Source organism: Terrabacter terrigena (genome assembly GCF_042676085.1).
In the GTDB taxonomy this organism is placed as follows: domain Bacteria; phylum Actinomycetota; class Actinomycetes; order Actinomycetales; family Dermatophilaceae; genus Terrabacter; species Terrabacter terrigena.
This window is the reverse complement of the sequence record NZ_JBHTKH010000001.1, coordinates 140,526-162,755: the sequence shown is the minus strand read 5'-3', so window position 1 is coordinate 162,755 and position 22,230 is coordinate 140,526. Positions and strand designations below refer to the sequence as shown.

General features: G+C 70.7%; 20 protein-coding genes. 14 read left to right on the top strand and 6 right to left on the bottom strand.

Features of this window, described 5'->3' with window-relative positions:
* Positions 1 to 11: 11 nt before the first annotated feature.
* From ACFQ2V_RS00735 to dxr, 4 genes are all read left to right on the top strand, one after another.
* Positions 12 to 1,481 carry an NAD-dependent succinate-semialdehyde dehydrogenase gene (locus tag ACFQ2V_RS00735; protein ID WP_386050000.1) on the top strand — a complete coding sequence of 490 codons (1,470 nt, stop codon included), beginning with the start codon at positions 12 to 14 and terminating at the stop codon, positions 1,479 to 1,481.
* An 81-nt stretch (positions 1,482 to 1,562) separates the two neighbouring features.
* Positions 1,563 to 2,585, top strand: coding sequence for a DnaB-like helicase C-terminal domain-containing protein (locus ACFQ2V_RS00730; RefSeq protein ID WP_386049999.1), 1,023 nt, complete (start codon positions 1,563 to 1,565; stop codon positions 2,583 to 2,585).
* A gap of 219 nt (positions 2,586 to 2,804) precedes the next feature.
* Positions 2,805 to 3,326 (top strand): pyridoxamine 5'-phosphate oxidase family protein, encoded by a 522-nt coding sequence (locus ACFQ2V_RS00725; protein WP_386049998.1) that lies wholly within the window; start codon positions 2,805 to 2,807, stop codon positions 3,324 to 3,326.
* A 25-nt stretch (positions 3,327 to 3,351) separates the two neighbouring features.
* Positions 3,352 to 4,557, top strand: a complete 1,206-nt coding sequence (dxr, locus tag ACFQ2V_RS00720; protein ID WP_386049997.1) for a 1-deoxy-D-xylulose-5-phosphate reductoisomerase — start codon at positions 3,352 to 3,354, stop codon at positions 4,555 to 4,557.
* 82 nt (positions 4,558 to 4,639) lie between these two features.
* Here the strand turns inward: dxr and ACFQ2V_RS00715 are convergent, their stop codons facing one another.
* Entirely contained in the window at positions 4,640 to 5,557 is a 918-nt protein-coding gene (locus tag ACFQ2V_RS00715; RefSeq protein ID WP_386049996.1) for a DUF559 domain-containing protein, read from the bottom strand.
* A gap of 177 nt (positions 5,558 to 5,734) precedes the next feature.
* On the opposite strand from ACFQ2V_RS00715, the gene ACFQ2V_RS00710 reads away from it, so the two are divergent.
* From ACFQ2V_RS00710 to ACFQ2V_RS00695, 4 genes are all read left to right on the top strand, one after another.
* Positions 5,735 to 7,081 (top strand): M50 family metallopeptidase, encoded by a 1,347-nt coding sequence (locus ACFQ2V_RS00710; protein ID WP_386049995.1) that lies wholly within the window; start codon positions 5,735 to 5,737, stop codon positions 7,079 to 7,081.
* Between the two features lie 48 nt (positions 7,082 to 7,129).
* Positions 7,130 to 8,290 carry a flavodoxin-dependent (E)-4-hydroxy-3-methylbut-2-enyl-diphosphate synthase gene (gene ispG, locus ACFQ2V_RS00705; protein WP_386049994.1) on the top strand — a complete coding sequence of 387 codons (1,161 nt, stop codon included), beginning with the start codon at positions 7,130 to 7,132 and terminating at the stop codon, positions 8,288 to 8,290.
* Between the two features lie 78 nt (positions 8,291 to 8,368).
* Positions 8,369 to 9,214, top strand: a complete 846-nt coding sequence (locus ACFQ2V_RS00700; protein WP_386049993.1) for a GNAT family N-acetyltransferase — start codon at positions 8,369 to 8,371, stop codon at positions 9,212 to 9,214.
* 29 nt (positions 9,215 to 9,243) lie between these two features.
* On the top strand, positions 9,244 to 9,654 hold the full coding sequence (locus ACFQ2V_RS00695; protein WP_386049992.1) for a DoxX family protein: 411 nt from the start codon (positions 9,244 to 9,246) through the stop codon (positions 9,652 to 9,654).
* On the opposite strand, the gene ACFQ2V_RS00690 is transcribed toward ACFQ2V_RS00695, so the two are convergent.
* Positions 9,644 to 10,492: a GNAT family N-acetyltransferase gene (locus ACFQ2V_RS00690; protein WP_386049991.1), complete on the bottom strand. Its 849-nt coding sequence runs from the start codon at positions 10,490 to 10,492 to the stop codon at positions 9,644 to 9,646. The genes ACFQ2V_RS00695 and ACFQ2V_RS00690 overlap by 11 nt on opposite strands.
* A gap of 57 nt (positions 10,493 to 10,549) precedes the next feature.
* On the opposite strand from ACFQ2V_RS00690, the gene ACFQ2V_RS00685 reads away from it, so the two are divergent.
* Positions 10,550 to 11,341: a DUF4184 family protein gene (locus ACFQ2V_RS00685; RefSeq protein WP_386049990.1), complete on the top strand. Its 792-nt coding sequence runs from the start codon at positions 10,550 to 10,552 to the stop codon at positions 11,339 to 11,341.
* Between the two features lie 27 nt (positions 11,342 to 11,368).
* On the opposite strand, the gene ACFQ2V_RS00680 is transcribed toward ACFQ2V_RS00685, so the two are convergent.
* The 4 genes from ACFQ2V_RS00680 to mmsA form a co-directional block, all read right to left on the bottom strand.
* Complete coding sequence (locus tag ACFQ2V_RS00680) at positions 11,369 to 12,172, bottom strand: methyltransferase domain-containing protein (protein ID WP_386049989.1); 804 nt, start codon at positions 12,170 to 12,172, stop codon at positions 11,369 to 11,371.
* A gap of 147 nt (positions 12,173 to 12,319) precedes the next feature.
* Positions 12,320 to 13,423: a substrate-binding domain-containing protein gene (locus tag ACFQ2V_RS00675; protein ID WP_386049988.1), complete on the bottom strand. Its 1,104-nt coding sequence runs from the start codon at positions 13,421 to 13,423 to the stop codon at positions 12,320 to 12,322.
* Between the two features lie 99 nt (positions 13,424 to 13,522).
* The gene (gene mmsB / locus ACFQ2V_RS00670) at positions 13,523 to 14,818 is read right to left on the bottom strand and encodes a multiple monosaccharide ABC transporter permease (protein ID WP_386049987.1); all 1,296 of its coding nucleotides are present in this window, start codon (positions 14,816 to 14,818) and stop codon (positions 13,523 to 13,525) included.
* A 70-nt stretch (positions 14,819 to 14,888) separates the two neighbouring features.
* Positions 14,889 to 16,427 (bottom strand): multiple monosaccharide ABC transporter ATP-binding protein, encoded by a 1,539-nt coding sequence (gene mmsA / locus ACFQ2V_RS00665; protein ID WP_386051015.1) that lies wholly within the window; start codon positions 16,425 to 16,427, stop codon positions 14,889 to 14,891.
* Positions 16,428 to 16,836: 409 nt separating this feature from the next.
* Here mmsA and ACFQ2V_RS00660 point away from each other — a divergent pair, with 409 nt between their 5' ends.
* The 5 genes from ACFQ2V_RS00660 to ACFQ2V_RS00640 all read left to right on the top strand — a co-directional run bounded on the left by ACFQ2V_RS00660 (position 16,837) and on the right by ACFQ2V_RS00640 (position 22,223).
* Positions 16,837 to 18,615, top strand: coding sequence for a proline--tRNA ligase (locus tag ACFQ2V_RS00660; protein WP_386049986.1), 1,779 nt, complete (start codon positions 16,837 to 16,839; stop codon positions 18,613 to 18,615).
* Positions 18,612 to 19,394 carry an HAD family hydrolase gene (locus tag ACFQ2V_RS00655; RefSeq protein ID WP_386049985.1) on the top strand — a complete coding sequence of 261 codons (783 nt, stop codon included), beginning with the start codon at positions 18,612 to 18,614 and terminating at the stop codon, positions 19,392 to 19,394. Before ACFQ2V_RS00660 ends, ACFQ2V_RS00655 begins: the two co-directional genes overlap by 4 nt.
* Positions 19,391 to 20,173 (top strand): sulfite exporter TauE/SafE family protein, encoded by a 783-nt coding sequence (locus tag ACFQ2V_RS00650; protein ID WP_386049984.1) that lies wholly within the window; start codon positions 19,391 to 19,393, stop codon positions 20,171 to 20,173. The genes ACFQ2V_RS00655 and ACFQ2V_RS00650 overlap by 4 nt, the downstream gene beginning before the upstream one ends.
* A 123-nt stretch (positions 20,174 to 20,296) precedes the next feature.
* Entirely contained in the window at positions 20,297 to 21,715 is a 1,419-nt protein-coding gene (locus ACFQ2V_RS00645) for a ferredoxin reductase family protein (RefSeq protein ID WP_386049983.1), read from the top strand.
* Between the two features lie 28 nt (positions 21,716 to 21,743).
* Complete coding sequence (locus ACFQ2V_RS00640; protein ID WP_386049982.1) at positions 21,744 to 22,223, top strand: FMN-binding protein; 480 nt, start codon at positions 21,744 to 21,746, stop codon at positions 22,221 to 22,223.
* Positions 22,224 to 22,230 lie beyond the last annotated feature (7 nt).

Below are 22,230 nucleotides of genomic sequence, written 5' to 3'. Positions count from 1 at the left end.
AGGGTTCAGGCATGGCAGCGGTGACGCAGAAGTCAGTGATCGACTCGGTGCCCAAGGGCCTCTACATCGGCGGGCAGTGGCGCGACGGCGGCGACGGCCAGACCATCGCGGTCGACGACCCCGCGACCGGCAAGGCGCTGACCCACGTGGCGGCGGCCACGGTCGCCGACGGGCGCGCCGCGCTCGACGCCGCCGTGGCGGCGCAGGCCGACTGGGCCAGGACCCCCCCGCGCGACCGCGGCGAGCTGCTGCGAGCGGCATACGAGAGGATCACCGAGCGCGCCGAGGAGTTCGCGATGCTCATGACTCTCGAGATGGGCAAGACGCTCGCCGAGAGCCGCGGCGAGGTCGCCTACGGCGCCGAGTTCTTCCGCTGGTTCTCCGAGGAGGCGGTGCGCATCTCGGGCCGGTGGTCGACGGCGCCCAACGGCGCGACCCGGCTCATGACGATGAAGCAGCCGGTGGGTCCGACGCTGATGATCACGCCGTGGAACTTCCCGCTGGCGATGGGCACGCGCAAGATCGGCCCCGCCATCGCCGCCGGCTGCACGATGGTCGTCAAGCCGGCGAGCCAGACGCCGCTGACGATGCTCGCGCTCGCCGACCTGCTCCGCGAGTGCGGACTGCCCGACGGGGTGCTCAACGTCGTCATGACCACCCACGAGACCACCGGCGCCGTCATGGAGCCGCTGATCCGCGACCCGCGCCTGCGCAAGCTCACCTTCACCGGCTCGACCCCGGTCGGCCGGTCGCTGATGGAACAGGCGTCGCAGGGCATCCTCCGCGTGTCGATGGAGCTCGGCGGCAACGCGCCGTTCCTCGTCTTCGAGGACGCCGACGTCGACCAGGCCGTCGACGGCGCGATGCTCGCCAAGATGCGCAACATGGGTGAGGCGTGCACGGCGGCCAACCGGTTCTACGTCCACGAGTCCCTCGCCGACGAGTTCAGCGCCGCGCTCGCCCGCCGGATGGGCGCCCTCACCCTCGGCAAGGGCACCAAGGACGGCGTCGACGTCGGGCCCCTCGTCGACGAGAAGGCGCGCGACAAGGTGAGCGCGCTCGTCGCGGACGCCGTCGCGAAGGGCGCCAAGGTGCTCGTGGGCGGCTCGGTGCCCTCGGGCGACGGGTGGTTCTACGAGCCGACCGTGCTCGCCGACGTGCCCACCGACGCCGACATGGCGCGCGAGGAGATCTTCGGCCCCGTCGCGCCGGTGACGACGTTCCGCACCGACGCGGAGGCCATCCGCCTCGCCAACGACACGGAGTACGGCCTCGTCGCCTACCTCTTCACCAAGGACCTCTCGCGCGCCATCACGATGAGCGAGGCGCTCGAGTACGGCATGGTCGGCGTCAACCAGGGCATCGTGTCCAACCCTGCGGCGCCTTTCGGCGGTGTGAAGGCGTCCGGTGTCGGGCGCGAGGGAGGCTTCGAGGGCATCGACGAGTACCTCGAGACCAAGTACGTCGGCATCGCCCTGTAGGTCCGCGGTCACCCCTGCAGTGCGGGGCAAACTGTGCGAAACCGGCCCGGCCGACGCGGCCGCTGTGATGCAATCCCTTCCATGACGACTCAAGCGGGGCGCTTGGGAGGCGGGGCGCTTCGCTCGCTCGCCTCCCTGCTCGACGACACCGACTCCGCGCTGCGGCGCGGCGGCTCGGCCGGTGTGTCCGTGTGGTCCTCCGGCTTCCCGGTCCTCGACGACACCCTGACCGGCGGCTTCCGCGCGGGTGAGCTGGTGCTCCTCGGCGGATCCCAGGGCAACGGCAAGACGACCATCGGCCTGCAGTTCGTGCGCAACGCCGTCGCCTCCGGGCGCACGGCGCTCTTCTTCTCCTACGAGCACGAGGCGCACACGCTCTTCGAGCGCCTCGTCTCGATGGAGGCCTCCGAGCGCATCCCGGGCGAGGTCGCGACCGTGCACGAGGTGCGCCGTGCGCTCGAGTCCGAGTCGGGCGGCCTCACGCTCGAGGACGTCCTCACGCCGCTTCCCGGAGCCCTTCCGGCGCTCTTCGCGCTCGCGGACTTCGGCGACCGCCTGCACATCCACGAGTCGAACGCGTCGACGACCCTCGCGGAGATCCGCCGCATCGTCGACGAGGTGGCGCAGCAGACCGGCGACGCGCCTCTCGTGCTCGTCGACTACCTCCAGAAGGTGCCGGTCCGCGACGCCCACGACGCCCGCGACGGCGACGCCATGACCGTGGCCGCCGAGGGCCTCAAGGAGCTCGCCCTCCAGGCGGGCGTTCCCGTCGTGGCGGTGGCCGCGGCGGACAAGGCCAGCCTCGGGGCGGGCCGCCGCATGCGCATCCACGACCTACGCGGCTCGTCCGCGCTCGCCTACGAGTCCGACATCGTGCTCATCCTCAGCGAGAAGGTCGACATCGTCGCGCGCGACCACCTCATCTACGACCTCGGCAACGCGCAGCGCTTCAGCGACTGGTGCGTGGTCACCGTCGAGAAGAACCGCCACGGCCGCGCCGGCGTCGAGCTCGAGTTCCACAAGGACTTCACCCACGGCCGGTTCCACACCGACGGCCAGCAGGTCAAGGAGCGCCTCATCGACGAGCGGGTCTTCGTCAACTGACGGTGCACCGCACCCGAGCAGGTATGCCGTCGGGCGGCTTTAGCGGGCCCGCGGGGTCGCGCCGTCGCTCTCGTGGTCGAGGCCAGGCCACCGCCGCACGTCCCCGACCCCGGTGAGGCCCACGACCACCCCCGTCGTCCTCCCACGGCGACGTCGTCATCTACGTCACCGAGAGGTCGGCCGGCCCTGACCGTCGGCGCCCGGGTCTAGCGTCGGAACATGCTCGAGACCAGTGAAGAGACGGCTTCGCTCCAGTCCCTGCTCGATGCCTCGCTCGCACGGTCCACGGGGCACCTGCGGGCCATCATCACCGACGACCGCACGCTGACGGCCGAGCAGCTCACCGGACTGCTCACGGGGATGAAGGTGCTGTCGGTCGCCACGGTCACCGCCGCCGGCGAGCCGCGCATCAGTGCCCTCGACGGCCACTTCCTGCACGGCACGTGGACCTTCAGCACTTCCGGCACCTCGGCCAAGGCGAAGCACCTGGCGGCACGGCCGGCGGTCAGCGTGGCCCACGTCGACGGCGAGGACCTCGCGCTCTTCACCCATGGCTACGCCGACCTCATGGCACCCGGGCCCGAGCGCGACGAGGTCGAGGCGCACTGGACGGCGCACTACGGCAGCAGCCCGTGGTCCTGGGGCGACGACATCCGCATGTACCGCCTGCACATGACGTGGGCCGTCGCCTACGCCTTCGAGCGCGACGAGCTGCTGCGGGCGAGGGGAGTGACCGCTTGACCCGCGCCTGCGGAACAATGCCCGGGTGACAGACACCTCGGCCCCGACCCGCCGCCGCATCGTCCTGCTCGGCTCGACCGGATCGATCGGCACGCAGGCCATCGACCTCGTCGAGCGCAACCCCGACCGGTTCGAGGTCGTGGGCCTCTCCGCCGGCAGCAACCTCGAGCTCGTCGCCCGGCAGGCGGTGGCCTTGCGGGTGCCCGTGGTCGCCCTGGCGAGCGGCACCGAGCAGGACGTGGCGCGAGCGATCGCGAGCGCGGCCGACGCAGCGGGCGTGACGGCATACGCCCCGGAGGTGCTCGTCGGACCGGACGCCAGCACGACCCTCGCGGCTCGCGACGCCGACGTCGTGGTCAACGGCATCACGGGCGCCATCGGTCTCGAGCCGACGCTGGCGGCGCTGCGGGCGGGGACGACGCTGGCGCTCGCGAACAAGGAGTCGCTCATCATCGGCGGTCCGCTGGTCAAGGCGGTCGCGGCGCCCGGCCAGATCGTGCCCGTCGACTCGGAGCACTCGGCGATCGCGCAGTGCCTGCGCGGCGGTCGCGCGGAGGAGGTACGGCGCCTCGTCGTCACGGCGAGCGGTGGCCCGTTCCGTGGACGCACCCGCTCTGAGCTCGCCGGGGTGACGCCCGAACAGGCCCTGGCCCACCCGAACTTCGCCATGGGCCGCGTCATCACGACGAACTCGGCGACGCTCGTCAACAAGGGGCTGGAGGTCATCGAGGCGCACCTGCTCTTCGACATCCCGTTCGAGCGCATCGACGTCGTCGTGCACCCCCAGCAGATGATCCACTCGATGGTCGAGTTCGTGGACGGCTCGACGATCGCCCAGGCCGGGCCGCCGCGCATGCTCGTGCCGATCGCCCTCGGCCTGAGCTGGCCCGAGCGCCTCGCCGACGCCGACGTGCCGTGCGACTGGACGAAGGCACAGAGCTGGGAGTTCGAGCCGCTCGACGACGACGCCTTCCCGGCAGTCGCTCTCGCCCGGCGGGTAGGAGAGGCCGGCGGCACGTGGCCGGCCGTCTACAACGCCGCCAACGAGGTCGCCGTCGACGCCTTCCACGACGGCCGCATCGGCTTCGTCGACATCGTCGACACCGTCGCACACGTCGTCGACGCGTATGCCGCCGAGCCCGCTTCGCAGGTGCGTGACCTGACGCTCGGGGACGTCCTCGCCGCCGACGCATGGGCGAGGAGCGCCGCCGAGCGCGCCATCAGCGGCTGACGCCAGCCCCTTCCCCGTTCGATGTATCCGCGCGGCTCTGGCCGTGCGGGGATACATCGAACCGGGGGGCGGCGCGGCGAGCTCAGGCGGCACGACGCCGGCTGAGCCCGCGTTGGACCTGCTCGAGGAAGCGGTCGGTCTCGAGCCGAAGGCCGATGACGTCGACACGCAGGACTCTGTCGCCCGAGAGGGTGATGTCGTTCTGGCGCAGGTTGTCGTCGGTGACCGCGACTCCCCAACGGTGCTGTGCGCCGTCGATCTCGACGACCAGGTCGTGGTCGTCCCAGGCGACATCGAGGTAGATGCGTCCGCCAGGCGTCTGACGCACGACCTGGCGCGACGGCTCGGGGAGCCCGCGCGATCGGCACATTCGTGCGAAGTCGAGCTCACCGAGGCTCTGCACCCCGAAGGCGATGTCGCGAACGACCGCTCGGATGAAGGCACGGCGGGTGCGACCTCGGACGAGCCTCTGAGCGGCAGCGAGCCGATGGGGAGTGGTCAGACGCTGCTGGACGGTCATCAGCAGGATCAGCGCTGCTTGACGGTCGGTCCTCGCCCAGTGGGCCGCCCGGATCGCCGCCACGGCGGGCGTGGTGCGAGGCAGGCCGGCGAGCACCAGCTCACCCGTGACGCGGCGGATCACCTTGTGGATCGCTGCTCCGGGCAACGGGTCGGTGTTGTGGTTGTGCACGGCCGAGACGTGGACCACCTCGTCGAGGTAGCCCTTGAGCCCGGCGTGCTGCAGTGCCGTCACGCCGTCTATCGCGGCCACGGCGCTGCCCGTCTCGAAAACCACGGACCAGCGTCGGGCAACGGTCCCCAGCGTGCCGTTGTGTACGGCGACCGTCTGACGTCCGTGCAGGCGCCACCGTCCTGCATCCACCTCATAGCGGATGTCGTGGCGGGTGATGCCTGCCGCGGCGAGCCATGCCCTGGACGCGACTCCGTCCGCGGCCTCGGCCAGCTCGGCAGCCAGTCGACGACGCTTGCTTCTCTCCACCCAACCAGCGTGTCGACCTGTCCTCGACGCCGGGCCAGCCAACCGGTGGCCGGTGGAAAAGGCAGCTTCTCGCGAAGGGGGCTGTGGATCATGCCCGGGTCGATGTATCTGCGAGGCCCATGGCGTGCGGGGATACATCGAATCGGGAAGTCGTGGAGACGATGTGACAATGGTCGTGTGCTGTTTCTCGTAGGGGTCCTGGTCGTGGTCGTCGGCGTGGCGCTGAGCATCGCGCTGCACGAGATCGGCCACCTCGTGCCTGCCAAGAAGTTCGGGGTCAAGGTCACCCAGTACATGGTCGGCTTCGGCCCGACCGTCTGGTCCCGGCGGCGTGGCGAGACCGAGTACGGCATCAAGGCGGTCCCGCTCGGCGGCTACGTTCGCATGATCGGCATGCTGCCGCCGCGCCCCGGCGACAAGCCCGGCGAGCTGCGCACCCTCTCGACCGGCCGGTTCAGCCAGATGGTCGACCAGGCCCGAGCCGACTCGATGGAGGAGGTCAGGCCCGGCGACGAGCACCGCGTCTTCTACAGGCTCCACCCGGCCAAGAAGATCGTCATCATGCTCGGCGGCCCCGTCATGAACCTCCTCATCGCCGCGGTACTGCTGACCGCGGTCATCACGCTCTACGGACTGCCGCAGGTCGCCCCGAAGGTCGGGCTGCTGTCGCAGTGCGTGCCCACGGCCGCCCCGACGCTCCAGGTGCCCCAGCCGAAGTGCCGGCCGGGCGACCCGGTCGCACCGGCCAAGGCGGCCGGGCTGCAGGCGGGCGACCGCATCGTCTCGGTCGACGGCAGGCCCGTCACGACCTGGGACGCCGTGTCGGCCGCCATCCGCGACAGCAAGGGGCGCACGATGACCTGGGCCGTCCAGCGCGGCAACCAGAAGGTCGACGTCAGCATCACGCCGGCGGTGCTCGAGCGCGCCACCTACGACGACCAGGGCAACGCCATCGCCAAGGACGGCAAGCCCGTGCTCGCCTCGATGGGCTTCGCGGGCATCACGCCCGGCCAGGAGCTCGTGAAGACGCCGCTCACCCAGGCACCGAAGTTCGTCTGGGACCGCACCGTCGACACCGCCTCGATCATCGTCCGCATCCCGGAGAAGATGGCAGGGGTCGTCCAGGCGGCGTTCGGCTCCGACGAGCGCGACCCCAACGGCCCGATCTCCGTCGTCGGCGTCGGTCGCATCGGCGGCGAGGTGGCGGCCCTGGACATCCCGGCCGACGAGGGCGGCAACTGGCTCAAGATCGCCCAGCTGATCCTGCTCATCGCCTCGCTCAACCTCGCCCTCTTCGTCTTCAACCTCATCCCACTGCTCCCGCTCGACGGCGGCCACGTGGCGGGGGCGCTGTGGGAGGCGATCAAGAAGGGCTGGGCGCGAGTGCGCAACCGGCCCGACCCCGGGTTCGTCGACGTGGCCAAGGGCCTGCCGGTCGCGTACGCCATGAGCCTCGTGCTGATCACGATGTCGGTGCTGCTCATCTACGCCGACATCGTCAAGCCGATCAAGCTGTTCGGCTGAGCCCCGCCCGCGACCGGACGGTTTCCTCGGGCGGGACATAATGGCGGCATGAGCGTCTCCCTCGGTATGCCGTCCGCGCCCCCGCCGGTCCTCGCCCCCCGGCGCCGGACCCGCCAGATCCAGGTCGGCAAGGTCGGGGTCGGCAGCGACTTCCCGGTCTCGGTGCAGTCGATGACGACGACGCCGACCACCGACATCAACGCGACGCTCCAGCAGATCGCCGAGCTCACGGCGTCGGGCTGCGACATCGTGCGGGTCGCCTGCCCGAGCCAGGACGACGCCGACGCGCTCCCGGCCATCGCGAGGAAGAGCCAGATCCCCGTCATCGCCGACATCCACTTCCAGCCGAAGTACGTCTTCGCCGCGATCGACGCCGGCTGCGCCGCGGTGCGCGTCAACCCCGGCAACATCCGCCAGTTCGACGACCAGGTCAAGGAGATCTCGCGGGCGGCGAAGGACGCCGGCGTCTCGATCCGCATCGGCGTCAACGCCGGCTCGCTCGACAAGCGGATCCTGGAGAAGTACGGCAAGGCGACGCCCGAGGCGCTCGTCGAGTCGGCCGTCTGGGAGGCGAGCCTCTTCGAGGAGCACGACTTCCACGACTTCAAGATCTCGGTCAAGCACAACGACCCCGTCGTCATGGTGCGCGCGTACGAGCTGCTCGCCGAGCGTGGCGACTGGCCGCTCCACCTGGGCGTCACCGAGGCCGGTCCTGCCTTCCAGGGCACGATCAAGTCGGCGACCGCGTTCGGCGCACTGCTCTCACGCGGCATCGGCGACACGATCCGGGTCTCCCTGAGCGCCCCCCCGGTCGAGGAGGTCAAGGTCGGCATCCAGATCCTCCAGAGCCTGAACCTGCGCCCCCGCAAGCTCGAGATCGTCTCCTGCCCGTCGTGCGGTCGCGCGCAGGTCGACGTCTACACCCTCGCCGACCAGGTCACCGCCGGCCTCGAGGGCATGACCGTGCCGCTGCGGGTCGCCGTCATGGGCTGTGTGGTCAACGGCCCCGGCGAGGCCCGCGAGGCCGACCTCGGTGTCGCCTCCGGCAACGGCAAGGGCCAGATCTTCGTCAAGGGCGAGGTCATCAAGACCGTCCCCGAGGCCCAGATCGTCGAGACCCTCATCGAGGAGGCCATGCGCCTCGCCGAGGAGATGGGCGAGCCGGTCGACGAGGAGTCCGCGGGCGCCCCCAGCGTCACCGTCAGCTGACGGTTCGTGACGCGGGTGTGACGCCTTCGTGAGGCGCGCCGGGGTGACACCCGGGCCGCGGGAGGGCACTCTTGGGTGGTGTTGCGCCAACGCCTACCCGTGCGACCGCTGTCGGCGGCCGACCAGGATGCCGCGCTCGCCGTCTGCGCCCGCGACCGGGTGGCCAACGTCTTCGTCGCGGCACGCATCACCGAGGGCTCGCTGAGGTCCTCGCCGGGCTCGCTCCTGGGGCACTGGGACGACGGTGAGCTCCGTGGCCTGGTCTGGGTCAGCGCCAACGTCGTGCCCGTCGAGCTCGACGACGACGGGGTCGCGGCGATCGCCGCACGCATCATGAGGATGCGTCGCCAGTGCGCGTCGATCTTCGGTCCGAGGGCGCAGGTCGTCGCGCTCTGGGACCGGCTGGGCCCGACCTGGGGTCCCGTGCGCGCGGTGCGCACCCACCAGCCGCTCCTGACCACCCGCGAGCGTCCCTCGGCCCTCGGTCTGACGCTCGACCCCGACGTGCGACCCGCGCGCATCGACGAGGTCGACATCGTCCTTCCGGCCGCGGCGCACATGTTCACCGAGGAGATCGGCTACCCGCCCTACTTCGGTTCGGACCGCGGCTACCGGGCGAGCGTCGCCGCCCTCGTCCGGGCCGGGCACACGTACGTCAAGGTCGAGGACGGCGAGGTCGTCTTCAAGGCCGACGTCGGGTCCCTCGCGCTCGGCTGCGCCCAGGTGCAGGGCGTGTGGCTGCACCCACGGCTGCGTGGGCAAGGGTTGTCGGTCCCGGCCATGGCCAGTGTCGTCGAGCAGGTGCTCTCGGGAATGGCCGAAGAGGTGTCGCTCTACGTCAACGACTTCAACGTGGCGGCGCGGGCGGCATACGCCCGGTGTGGTTTCCGCGAGGTGGGCGCCTTCACGACCGTGCTCCTCTGAGCGCTCCGGCCCGCGCCTAGGGTGAGGGCATGAAGACCTCGACGAACGCGCCGCTCAGCAAGGATGCCCTCGCCCTGGCGGGTCTCTTCCTCACTTCGGGCACCATGCACCTCCTGCGGCCGGAGCCGTTCGAGTCGATCGTCCCCAAGCGACTGCCGTCCCGGCGAGCCCTGGTGTATGCGTCAGGTGCAGCCGAGATCATCTGTGCCGTAGGGCTTTTCGTCCCTCGCACACGCCGCGTGGCGGGGCTGGCGTCCGCGGCGCTGCTCCTCGCCGTCTTCCCGGCCAACGTGACGATGACGGGTCAGGCGAAGCGGCGGTTCGACCGCGACCCGCATGACACTGCGAAGCAGGGCTACCTCGCGGCCACCGTCGCGCGGCTGCCCCTCCAGTGGCCGATGGTCCGGGCAGCCCTGCGCGTCGGTGGAGTCATGCCCTGAAGGTGATGCTGACGTTGTCGCCGACCCGGCGGTAGCCCATCGCCTGGTAGATGGCGTTCGACGTGGGGTTGGCCAGGTCGGTGAAGAGCATGCACGACTCACCGGCGTCCTGCCGCGCCGAGCTGAGGGCGGCCACGACACCGCTCGCGTAGCCGTGGCCGCGCAGCTCCGGTGGGGTCCAGACGCCCGAGACCCGGGTGACTCCGCCGTTGGCGGGGGAGGCGTACGCCATCGAGACGGGACGACCGCGGTCGATCCACAGCCCCACGCGACCAGCCGCGATGTGCCGGTCGAGTGACGATGCCCGTGCCCCGGCGCCGTCGATCGCCTCGTAGAAATGCTGGTGCCACTCGTCGACCAGGGCGCTGTCGTCGGCCGTCGCCGTGCGGAACCCACCAGGCACCTCGAAGGGCACGCGGGGCCGCACCGGCAGGTCGAACCGTCCGACCTCCATCGACACGGCCGCGGACACGCCGGTCCTCATGGCCCACTCGTCGGCGAACGCCTCCGTCGGGGCTCGAAGGCCGCCGACGCCGGGGAGCGTCTCGTGGCTCCCGGCGAGGTGCACGGCCAGCCCGCGGGCCTGCACGGGGGTCGCGTGGGCGATGTGCAGGTGATGGGGCGGCGTGTGCATGAACGCCGCCACGACCTCACCGGCCTCGTCGGTCCCGGCCCACCAGCGCGGCGCGACGTGGCGGGCCGGGTCGGCGACCAGCCCTTCGGTGACACTGGCGACCACGCTCAGTGCCTCCGCCTCACGCTCGACGAGCGCGGCGAACGCCGTTCGCGCGAGGGCGGGCTCGGTGATCAGGCGGTAGGAGAGCGACGCTGACGACATGTCGCCACTATCGCCGATCCGCCGGTCGCACGCGGCCGGCCGTGGCACGATTCGCCCGTGCCGTTCACGCCGAGCCATGCCATCGTCGCGGTCCCGCTGCAGCGTCTGGGGCTGCCCTTCGCTGCGGTGGCGGCCGGGGCGATGACGCCCGACGTGGCGGTCTTCCTCCCCGGCGTCGTGGACTACGGCACGACGCACTCCCTTCGTGGGGTCCTCACCGTCGACGCCGCCCTCGCGGTGGTCCTGGTCCTCGTCTGGTGGGTGTGGTTGCGCGGCCCCGTCGTCGACGTGGCGCCCGCGGCGCTGCGGCACCGGGTGGACGTCCGGGGGCAGCAGCCTCGGGGGAGCCTCCGCTGGTGGGCTCTCGTCGTCGCCGGTGCGCTGCTCGGGGCCGCGACCCACGTCGGATGGGACGCCTTCACCCACCCGGGAGCCTGGGGACCCGAGCACCTGCCCGTGCTGCGCACGCAGGTCGGCCCGTTGAGCCTGACGAAGTGGCTGCAGTACGCGTCGGGTGTGCTGGGACTTGCCGGCCTGCTCGCGTGGAGCTGGCGGCAGCTGCGCTCACGCCCGGCGGTGCCGGGGGAGCCGCAGGTCCTGGCGGGGAGGTCGGCCCTGCGCGCCCTGCCGGTCGTCGGCGCGGGGCTCGGCGTCGCCGTCTCGATCGCGACGGCGGGGTCGGCCGACGGCCTGCACCGCGCCCTCGTTCGAGCCGTCACCTCCGGTGGAGTGGGCGGCGCGCTCGGCGTGCTGACGCTGGCGGCCGGGTGGACCGTGATGCGTCGACTGGAGCGCAGTCGTCCTGGGACGGTGCGGCCTCCCGCACGTGAGGGCAGCACCGATCGGTGACCAGCGACCCGGTCACAGCCGCCGCGCTCAGACCCGTGCGACGACCTCGGCATGGGTCATCGCGAACCACGCGTCCGGGTGCTGCGACCACTCGCGCCAGGCCCCGCTCACCTCGGCGAGCCCGGCCTCGGTCAGCAGTCCGCGCTCGACCGCCTGCGAGGCGAAGGTCGACTCGAGGGTGCGCCTCGCCCAGGCACCACCCCACCGGGCGCACTGCTCCGGCGTCGCGTAGGTCCACAGCGACGCCGACGGCGCGAGGTCCCTGAGCCCGGCCGCGTGGGCCCAGGCGACGAGGTGGCGTCCGGCGTCCGGCTCGGCGTGGTTGAGGCGGGCCAGTCGGCGGTACACGTCGAGCCAGAGCGTCATGCCCTCCGACGCGGGGTGCCACACCATCGAGGCGTAGTCGACGTCGCGCACGGCCACGATCCCGCCCGGGCCCGCGACGCGAGCCATCTCGCGCAGTGCCCCGACCGGGTCGGTGAGGTGCTGGAGCACCTGGTGCGCGTGCACCACGTCGAAGGACCCGGCGGCATACGGCAGGGCCATGACGTCGGCGTGCGCGAAGACGGTCCGGTGGTCGCCACGGGCGGCGGCATTGCGCCGGGCCTGCGCAAGCGGGCCGGCCACGTTCTCGACGCCGACCACCTGCCCGGCGGGACCGACGGCGTCGGCGAGGTCGAGGGTGATGGTGCCCGGTCCGCACCCGACGTCGAGCACGCGGAAGCCCTCGCGCAGGTGGGGGAGCAGGTAGGCCGCGGAGTCCGATGCGGTGCGTGCCCCGTGCGAGGCGAGCACGCTCGCATGGTGCCCGTGCAGGTAGACGTCACCCATGACGCGACGCTACGCGCGGTCCGCGGCGCAGCGCCGACGCGTCCACCGATGCGCACGGGACGGCATACGCGAGACGGGGTCGGGCGCGACGAAGGCCCGCCCCCGGAGGGACGGGCCTTCGTGCACGTGGCGCCCGGAGGCGTCAGCTCACTTGGTGAGCGGCGCGAGCGTCGGGTCGTTGGCGTACGCCTCGGCTGCGTTCTCCTTGGTCACGATGACCGGCGGGAGCAGGTTGGCCGGGACGACCTTGACACCGTTGTTGTAGGACTTGGTGTCGTTGACCGTCGGCGTCTGGCCCTTCTGGAGGGCCGTCACCATGGCGATGGTCTCCTTGACCAGGTTGCGGGTGTCCTTGTTGATCGTGGAGTACTGCACGCCCGCCATGATCGACTTGACCGACTCGACCTCGGAGTCCTGACCGGTCACGATCGGGTTCGGCTTGCCGGCCGCCTTGACCGACGTCAGGATCGCGCGGGCCAGCGTGTCGTTGGGCGACAGGACGCCGTCGATGTTGGTGCTCGTGTAGTTGGCCGCGAGGAGCGTGTCCATGCGCTTCTGCGCGTTCTCGGCCTTCCAGCCCTGGGTGACGGCCTGGTTGAAGTCCGTCTGGCCCGACACGACCTTGAGGGTGCCGTCGGTGATCTTCGGCTTGAGCACCTTCATGGCGCCGTCGAAGAACACCTGGGCGTTGGCGTCGTCGGGGGAACCGGCGAAGAGCTCGATGTTGTACGGGCCGTTCGGCTTCTTCTTCGCCATGCCGTCGAGGAGGGCCTGGCCCTGGAGCTCGCCGACCTTGAAGTTGTCGTAGGCGACGTAGTAGTCAACGGCGTTGGTGTTCTTCACGAGGCGGTCGTAGGCGATGACGACCGCGCCGGCGTCCTTGGCGGCCTTGAGCTGGGTGCCCAGCTGCGAGCCGTCGATGGCGCCGACGACGATGACCTTCGCGCCCTTCGTGACCATGGCCGAGATCTGGTTCTGCTGCTCGGACACGCCGCCGTTGGCGAACTGGACGTCACCCTGGAAGCCGGCCTGCGACAGGCCGTCCTTGAACAGCTGCTCGGCGAGCACCCAGTTCTCCGACGTCTTCTGCGGCAGGGCGATACCGATGACCGCGTTGGCGGGGAAGCCCGCCGCCGCGGAGCCGCCGTTCGAAGCGCCCGGCGTCGTGCCGGTGTCGCTGCTCCGACCGCAACCGGTCAGAACAAGGGCGGCCACAGCCGTGACGCCCAGCACCTTGGTGAAGGTACGCATGTGCTCTCTTTCCTCTCATCGCGTCCGGGCGAACGCGGATCCTTCTCGGCCTCGGGCGGGCGCCCTGACCGTGTCTGTGGGGCCAGCGAACCGGGTGGCTCAGCTGGACTGACGGATGCTCTCGGTGATCGGGGCCGTCTCCACCGCGGCCGACGGCGGGGGCGGCGTGCTGTCGTCGCCGCCGCCCCGCCCGCGGGCGTTGCGCATCAGCAGGCCGATGAGCGAGGCACGGCCCTGCGACTTGTTGTAGACGTCGAACGCGACGGCGACGAGAAGGACGAGCCCCTTGATCATCTGGGTCGCGTCGGCGCCGATTCCCTTGAGCTGCAGGCCGTTGTTGAGCACCGCCATGACGAGGCCTCCGACGATCGAGCCGACGACGGTGCCGACGCCACCGGTGACCGCCGCGCCACCGATGAACACGGCCGCGATCGCGTCGAGCTCCCACCCGACACCGTCGGACGGGCCGGAGGCGGTCGAGCGGGCCACGAAGATCATGCCGGCGAGGGCCGCGAGGATCGACATGTTCATCATGACGAGGAAGTTGACCTTCTTGCTCTTGACGCCGGAGAGCTCGGCCGCGTGGCGGTTGCCGCCCACGGCGTAGATGTGGCGGCCGATCACCGTGCGGTTCGAGATGAAGCCGTAGAGGAGCACGAGCACGGCGAGGATCATCCCCGCGATCGGGAACGAGGTGCCGGGACGGCCGGAGCCGAAGAGCAGGGTCGCCGCGATGATCGCCGCGCAGATGAGGGCCAGGCGCACCCACATGACCCAGGCCTCCTCGACGTCGGCGCCGAGCTTGACCAGGGCGCGGCGGCTGCGGATGGCGCCGTAGACGATGCCGACCGCGAGCAGCAGACCGAGCAGGACGGTGAGGTTGTTGTAGCCGGTGTCGGGGCCGACCTCGGGGAGGTAGCCGCCACCGATGACCTGGAAGTCGTCGGAGACGGGCACCGAGTTCGACTTGCCGACGTACTGGTTCGCGCCGCGGAAGAGCAGCATGCCCGACAGCGTGACGATGAACGCCGGGATGCCGACGTAGGCCGTCCAGAGCCCCTGCCACGCGCCGACGAGCGCGCCGAGCGCGAGCCCGAAGAGGATGCCGACCCACCAGCTGAGGCCCCAGTCCCGCATCGCGATCGCGACGGAGATGCCGACGAACGCCGCGACCGACCCCACGGAGAGGTCGATGTGGCCGGCGATGATGACGAGCACCATGCCGATCGCGAGGACGAGGATGTAGGAGTTCTGCTGGAAGATGTTGATGACGTTGTCCGGCGTGAGCGTCAGCCCGCCGGTCCAGATCTGGAAGAAGATGATCAGCGCCACGAGGGCGAAGATCATGCCGAGCTGACGGGTGTCGCCACCGAAGATCTTCTTGACCTTGTCCATTGGTGCTTCCTGGCTCTGTCGGGTGTGGATGGGAGGGGAGTGGGCGCCGGGAGGGCTGCGGGGCCGCCGGTCAGGCGCTCTCGCGCGACGGGTCGCCGCCACCGCGCGTCCCGCGGGTCATGAGGCGCATCAGCGACTCCTGGTCGGCCTGCTCGCGGTCGAGCACACCGGTGACGGCACCCTCGCTGATCGTGTAGATGCGGTCGGACAGCCCGATCAGCTCGGGCAGCTCGGAGGAGACGAGGATGACGCCCTTCCCCTCGGACGCCATGCGCTGGATGATGCCGTAGATCTCGAACTTGGCACCGACGTCGATGCCGCGGGTGGGCTCGTCGAGGATGAGCAGGTCGGGCTCGGTGAAGAGCCACTTGGCCAGCACGACCTTCTGCTGGTTGCCGCCGGAGAGCTTGGCTACGCCCTCGTCGACGTTGGGAGCCTTGGTGCGCAAGGACTTCCGGTAGGACTCGGCGTAGTTGTACTCCTGGCGGTCGTCGACGACGAAGCCCTTCGTGATGCGCGAGAGGCGCGCCGAGACGGTGGTGCGCTTGATGTCGTCGAGCAGGTTGAGGCCGAGCGACTTGCGGTCCTCGGTGACGTAGGCCAGGCCCGCGTCGATGGCGTCCGCGACGGTGCGCAGCCGCAGCTGCTTGCCGTCCTTGACGATGGTGCCCTCGACGTAGGTGCCGTAGGAGCGGCCGAAGAGGCTGCGCATCAGCTCGGTGCGACCAGCGCCCATCAGGCCTGCGAAGCCGACGATCTCGCCGCGGCGCACGAAGAAGTCGCTGTGCTTGGCCACGAGCCGGTCGGGGACGCTGGGGTGGCGCACGGTCCAGTTGGACACCTCGAAGAAGACCTCGCCGAGCTTCGGCGTGTGGTCGGGGAAGCGCGACTCGAGGTCGCGGCCGACCATGCCGCGGATGATCCGGTTCTCGTCGACGCCGTCCTCCTTGACACGCAGCGTCTCGATCGACTTGCCGTCGCGGATGATCGTGATGGAGTCGGCGATCTGCTCGATCTCGTTGAGCTTGTGGCTGATCATGATGCAGGTCACGCCCTTGGAGCGCAGGCCCGCGATCAGGTCGAGCAGGTGCTGGGAGTCGCCCTCGTTGAGCGCCGCCGTGGGCTCGTCGAGGATGAGCAGCTTGACGTCCTTCGAGAGCGCCTTGGCGATCTCGACGAGCTGCTGCTTGCCGACACCGATGTCGCGGATCTTGGTCTCGGGCTCCTCCTGGAGGCCGACGCGGGCGAGCAGCTCGCGCGCCTTGACGCGGGTGGCCAGCCAGTCGATGACGCCGCCGCTCGCGGTCTCGTTGCCGAGGAAGATGTTCTCGGCGATCGACATCTCGGGGATGAGCGCGAGCTCCTGGTGGATGATGACGATGCCGGCGTGCTCGCTGTCGCGGATGTTGTGGAACTCGACGAGCTTGCCCTCGAAGTGGATCTCGCCGTCGTAGGTGCCGGCCGGGTGCACTCCGGAGAGCACCTTCATCAGCGTCGACTTGCCGGCGCCGTTCTCGCCGCAGATGGCGTGGACCTCGCCGCGCCGGACCGACATCGACACGTTCGAGAGGGCCTTGACCCCCGGGAACTCCTTGGTGATCTCGCGCATCTCGAGGATCGTGCCGCCCGGCTGTGCGGCGGCGCCCGTGACATCGCTGCGCGCGTTTCCGGGAGCCGGCGTGGAGGGGTCGCTCATCTGGTCGTCAACACTCCTTTGTGGTGTCCACGGGCGCATGCACCCAATCCCGATTGTTGCTCACGGTTCGTGCTCACGTCGCCGAACACCGCGGTGTGTTGTCACAAGGACGTCACGATCGCCGGACGATGCTGACATCGTTGTCTCCGGCAGGCTCACTGAACACGCGGCCGAGTCACCGGTCAAGTCCGTGACCTGTTCTTGTCCTGACCGGACAGGAACAGGACAGGACACGTGCCAGGAGGGGACCGTCGGGCGGCCGATATCCTGCGCAGGTTCCGCACCCACGCGCGCCCGTGCGCGCTGCACCCGAGGAGTCCCGGTGGCCCTGCACATGTCGTCCCTGTTCCTGCGCACCCTTCGCGAGGACCCGGCGGACGCAGAGGTCCCGAGCCACCGGCTCCTCGTCCGCGCCGGCTACATCCGCCGGGTCAGCCCCGGCGTCTACACGTGGCTGCCCCTGGGCCTGCGCGTGCTGCGCAACGTCGAGCGGATCGTGCGTGAGGAGATGAACGCGATCGGCGCCCAGGAGCTGCTCTTCCCGGCGCTGCTGCCCAAGGAGCCCTTCGAGGCGACCGGACGCTGGACCGAGTACGGCGACAACATCTTCCGCCTCCAGGACCGCAAGGGCGCCGACCACCTGCTCGGGCCGACGCACGAGGAGATGTTCACCCAGACGGTCAAGGACCTCTACAGCTCCTACAAGGACCTGCCGCTGTCGATCTACCAGATCCAGACGAAGTACCGAGACGAGGCCCGCCCGCGGGCCGGCGTGCTGCGGGGCCGCGAGTTCGTCATGAAGGACTCCTACTCCTTCGACGTCGACGAGGCCGGGCTCGACAAGAGCTACCAGCTGCACCGTGACGCGTACGTCCGCATCTTCGACCGCCTCGGCTTCCACTACGTCATCGTCCAGGCGATGGCCGGCGCCATGGGCGGCAGCAAGAGCGAGGAGTTCCTCGCCACGGCCGAGGTCGGCGAGGACACCTACGTCCACTGCACGAGCTGCGGGTTCGCCGCGAACGTCGAGGCCGTACGCGTGCCCGCCCCCGACCCGGTCGGGTGGGACGGTGTGCCCGCCGCGCACGCCGAGGACACCCCCGACACGCCGACCATCGAGACGCTCGTGGCGCACCTCAACGAGCGGTTCCCGCGCGACGACCGCGCCTGGGAGGCCGGCGACACCCTCAAGAACGTCCTCGTCACCCTCGTGCACCCCGACGGCACCCGCGAGCCCCTGGCCATCGGTCTGCCGGGTGACCGTGAGGTCGACGAGAAGCGCCTCGGCGCTCAGGTCGAGCCGGCCGAGGTGGAGGCGTTCACCGAGGCCGACTTCGCCGCCAACCCCGCCCTCGTCAAGGGCTACATCGGCCCCGGCGCGCTCGGCAGCGAGGGCAGCACGGGCATCCGCTACCTGCTCGACCCCCGCGTCGCGGAGGGCACCCGCTGGGTCACCGGCGCCGACGCGCCGGGCCAGCACGTCATCGACCTCGTCGCCGGACGCGACTTCACGGCCGACGGCACCATCGAGGCCGCCGAGGTGCGCTTCGGTGACCCGTGCCCCAACTGCGACCACGTGCTCGAGGGCGCGCGCGGCATCGAGATGGGACACGTCTTCCAGCTCGGCACGAAGTACGCGGAGGCGCTCGACCTCAAGGTGCTCGACCAGAACGGCAAGCTCGTCACCGTCGTCATGGGCTCCTACGGCGTCGGGGTCTCCCGCGCGGTCGCCTGCGTCGTCGAGGGCAACTACGACGAGTCCGGCATCATCTGGCCGCGCGAGCTCTCGCCCGCCGACGTCCACATCGTCGCCGCCGGCAAGGACGAGGCGCTCTTCGTCAAGGCGGAGGAGATCGCCCGCGAGCTCGAGGTGCAGGGCCTGTCCGTGCTCGTCGACGACCGCAAGGGCGTCAGCCCCGGCGTCAAGTTCAAGGACTCCGAGCTCATCGGGGTGCCGACGATCCTCGTCATCGGTCGGGGCCTCGCCGAGGGCAAGGTCGAGATCAAGGACCGCCGCTCGGGTGAGCGGCGTGAGGTCGCCGTCGACGACGTCGTGGCGGCGCTGACCGCCGAGGTGACCGCCGAGGTCGAGCGCTCGTGACGACCTCCCGACGTCCCGTCGAGGCGGTGGTCTTCGACTGGGGCGGCACCCTGACGCCCTGGCACGAGGTCGACCTGCCACAGCAGTGGCGCGTCTTCGCGCGGACGGTCCACGGGCTCCCCGTCGAGGACCCCGAGATGCCGGTCGACGACATCGCGGAGGCGGACTCCCTGGCCATGCGCATCCTCGAGGCCGAGGAGCGAGCCTGGCGCCGAGGCCGCGAGACCCACGAGAGCGCCACGATCGCGGCCATCCTCGACGACGCGGGCGTCGACCCCGAGCACGACCGTCACCACCTCGCCCTGGCGGCCTACCGACGGTTCTGGGAACCCCACACGCACACCGACGCCCAGGTACGTCCGCTGTGGGAGTCCCTGCGTCGCAAGGGGATCCGCGTTGGCGTGCTCTCCAACACGATCTGGACCCGCGACTACCACCGCGAGGTCTTCGCGCGCGACGGCGTGCTCGACCTTCTCGACGCCGACGTGTACTCGTCGGAGCTCCACGTCGTCAAGCCGCACCCCGACGCGTTCCGCGCCGTGTGCCGCGCGCTCGACGTCGAGCCCGAGCGCGCGGTCTACGTCGGTGACCGGCTCTTCGAGGACGTGCACGGACCCCACCAGGTCGGCATGCGCGCCATCCTCGTCCCGCACTCGGACATCCCGGCCGGTCAGCGGATGCCCGTCGACGCGAGGCCCGACGCGGTGGCCGACGAGCTGCTCGACGTGGCCGGCATCGTCGCGCTCTGGAACCACCAGGGCGTGGGCGGCGAGGCGTGAGCGACCCGACTCTCACGACGCTGGGCTTCCTCGGCGTCGCCTCGTTCGTCGCGGGGTGGATCGACGCCGTCGTCGGCGGCGGTGGTCTGGTCCAGCTCCCGGCCCTGCTCCTCGGGCTGCCCGGAGCGACCCCGGCACAGCTGCTGGCCACGAACAAGTTCGGCTCGGTCTTCGGCACGACGACCAGCTCGGTGACCTTCTACCGTCGGGTGCGGCCCGACCTGCGCACGGCGCTGCCGATGGCAGCCGTCGCGTACGCAGGCTCCATCGGCGGCGCCCTCATCGGCCTGCACATCCCGAAGTCCGCCTTCAACCCGATCATCCTGGTGCTGCTCGTCGTGGTCGGCGCCTACACGCTCTTCAAGCCCGATCTCGGCAAGGAGTCGATCCGCCGGTTCCACGGAGCGCGGCACACGGTCCTGGCGATGGTCACCGGATTCGTCATCGGCGCGTACGACGGGGCGCTCGGCCCGGGCACCGGCAGCTTCCTCGTCTTCGCGCTCGTCGGCCTGCTGGGCTACAACTTCCTCGAGGCCAGCGCGAAGGCGAAGATCGCCAACCTCGCGACGAACCTCGGCGCCCTGACGGTCTTCGCTCCCATGGGACTCGTGGTGCTCAAGGTCGGCGTCGTCATCGCGGCCACCAACCTCGTCGGCGGGTACGTCGGTGCCCGCACCGCGGTCGCGCGAGGCAGCGGGTTCGTGCGCGGTGTCTTCGTGGTCATCGTCAGCGCGTTCGTCGTCAAGATCGGAGGGAGCCTGGTCGGCCTGTGGGCCTGACCCGGCTCGTCCCGGGCGCATCGACTCCCACCGGCGTGTCACCCCGGCACCCGCCCGCGACTCACACGCCTGACATCCGCCCGGCACAGTACGCACACAGGGTGCGACTCGAACCTGAGTGCCATGACCTCCTTCGCCCTCCCCGAGGCCCGTGAGCACGCCGCGGCCCGCAGCCAGCGTCGGGCACTCAGGCCCACGCCGCGCTGGTGGCGAGACGCCTCGGCTGTGTTCGCGTGGGCCGCAACGCTCTTCGTGGTGGCCCTCTGGGTCGCCGGGGGAGGACTGACCGCGTTCGGGTCCGTGGGCGAGGCCCTCTCCGACGTCGGCCGGCTCAGCGGCCTGCTGGCCTCGGTGCTCATGCTCCTGCAGGTGCTGCTCATGGCCCGCATCCCGCTCGTCGAGCAGGCCTGGGGCCAGGACGAGCTCGCCCGAGTGCACCGCCTCGTGGGCTTCACGTCCTTCAACCTCATGGTCGCCCACATCGTGCTGACGACCGTGGGTTACAGCGCCGGCACAGACCTCGGCGTGGTGGGGACGTTCGTCGACGAGGTGCTCCACTCACCCGGCATGGTGCTGGCACTCGCCGGCACGATCGCCCTCGTCATGGTCGTCGTCACCTCGGTCAAGAGGGCGCGCGCCCGCCTGCGCTACGAGTCGTGGCACCTGCTCCACCTCTACGCCTACCTCGGCGCGGGCCTGGCGCTGCCCCACCAGCTCTGGACCGGTGAGGACTTCACGTCCTCACCGGTGGCCACCGTCTTCTGGTGGGGGCTGTATGCCGTCGCGCTCGTCTCGGTGCTCGCCTTCCGGGTGGTGCTCCCCGTCGTCCGTTCGCGCCGTCACCGACTCGTCGTGTCCGAGGTGGTCGCCGAGTCCCCGACCGTCACCTCGGTGGTCATGACCGGACGCCACCTCGACCGCCTGCCCGTGCGCGCCGGCCAGTTCTTCCAGTGGCGCTTCCTTGACGGGCCGGGGTGGTCCCGCGCCAACCCGTTCTCCCTGTCCGCGGCCCCGGACGGTCGATCCCTGCGCATCACCGCGGAGCGGGTCGGCGCGTCCACCGAACGCCTCGCGACCCTCCGACCCGGCACGCAGGTCCTCGTCGAGGGCCCGTACGGGCGGCTGCACACAGGCGTCCGAACGAGCAGCAAGACGGTGCTCGTCGGCGCCGGCATCGGCATCACGCCGCTGCGCGCCATCCTCGAGGACCTGCCCGCCTCGCCCGACGGCGTCGTCGTCCTCTACCGGGTGGGCCGCCAGTCCGACATCGTCCTCGGCGACGAGCTGTTCGACCTGGCGCGCGCCAAGGGCGGGCGCGTCGTGGCCGTCGTGGGCCACCGCAGGCGCGACCGCGCCAGCTGGCTCCCGGTCGATGCCGGCCGCCTCGGCGACGCCGAGGCCCTGCTCCGCATCGTTCCCGACATCGCCGAACGCGACGTGTACGTCTGCGGCAACCCGACCTGGATGGACGCCGTCATCGCCGCGGCCCACGAGGCAGGCGTGCCGCGCGAGGCCGTCCACCACGAGCGCTTCAGCTACTGACCCCCGAGACCCCGAAACGAGACCTCCCATGCGCCGCATCGTCCTCTGGGCCATGAGCACCGTCACGGTGCTCGTGCTCCTCTTCAACTATAGCACGTCCCGATCATCGACGGCCGTCGTGGTGGCTGAGAGCCGACAGGTCAGCACCACGACCAGGACGTCCGAGAGCAGCGGCTCCTCGTCGGCCACGTCCGGGACGGCATCCGGCTCGTCCTCAGGGTCCAGCTCGGGCTCGAGCACGGTCGACGGCGACGCCGTCATGACGCGGTTCGGCAACGTGCAGGTCAAGATCACGGTCGTCGGCGGCAAGATCACGGCCTCCGAGGTGCTCCAGGTCCCGGGGGAGGACCGTCACGACCAGATGATCAACTCCCGCGCCGTCCCCGTCTACAACGAGGAGGCGGTCCAGGCGCAGTCGGCCGACATCGACGTCGTCTCGGGCGCGACGGTCACCTGGGAGGGCTACACCCAGTCGCTGCAGTCGGCCATCGACCGAGCCAACATCTGACCGCCGT

Excerpts from the sequence above, each read along its gene's own strand:
- ACFQ2V_RS00730 (WP_386049999.1), top strand. The coding sequence starts at position 1,563 with ATGACGACTCAAGCGGGGCGCTTGGGAGGCGGGGCGCTTCGCTCGCTC.
- ACFQ2V_RS00725 (WP_386049998.1), top strand. The coding sequence starts at position 2,805 with ATGCTCGAGACCAGTGAAGAGACGGCTTCGCTCCAGTCCCTGCTCGAT.
- ACFQ2V_RS00680 (WP_386049989.1), bottom strand. The coding sequence starts at position 12,172 with ATGGGTGACGTCTACCTGCACGGGCACCATGCGAGCGTGCTCGCCTCG.
- ACFQ2V_RS00735 (WP_386050000.1), top strand. The coding sequence starts at position 12 with ATGGCAGCGGTGACGCAGAAGTCAGTGATCGACTCGGTGCCCAAGGGC.
- ACFQ2V_RS00695 (WP_386049992.1), top strand. The coding sequence starts at position 9,244 with ATGAAGACCTCGACGAACGCGCCGCTCAGCAAGGATGCCCTCGCCCTG.
- ispG (WP_386049994.1), top strand. The coding sequence starts at position 7,130 with ATGAGCGTCTCCCTCGGTATGCCGTCCGCGCCCCCGCCGGTCCTCGCC.
- mmsB (WP_386049987.1), bottom strand. The coding sequence starts at position 14,818 with ATGGACAAGGTCAAGAAGATCTTCGGTGGCGACACCCGTCAGCTCGGC.
- ACFQ2V_RS00675 (WP_386049988.1), bottom strand. The coding sequence starts at position 13,423 with ATGCGTACCTTCACCAAGGTGCTGGGCGTCACGGCTGTGGCCGCCCTT.
- ACFQ2V_RS00690 (WP_386049991.1), bottom strand. The coding sequence starts at position 10,492 with ATGTCGTCAGCGTCGCTCTCCTACCGCCTGATCACCGAGCCCGCCCTC.
- ACFQ2V_RS00645 (WP_386049983.1), top strand. The coding sequence starts at position 20,297 with ATGACCTCCTTCGCCCTCCCCGAGGCCCGTGAGCACGCCGCGGCCCGC.
- mmsA (WP_386051015.1), bottom strand. The coding sequence starts at position 16,427 with ATGCGCGAGATCACCAAGGAGTTCCCGGGGGTCAAGGCCCTCTCGAAC.
- ACFQ2V_RS00640 (WP_386049982.1), top strand. The coding sequence starts at position 21,744 with ATGCGCCGCATCGTCCTCTGGGCCATGAGCACCGTCACGGTGCTCGTG.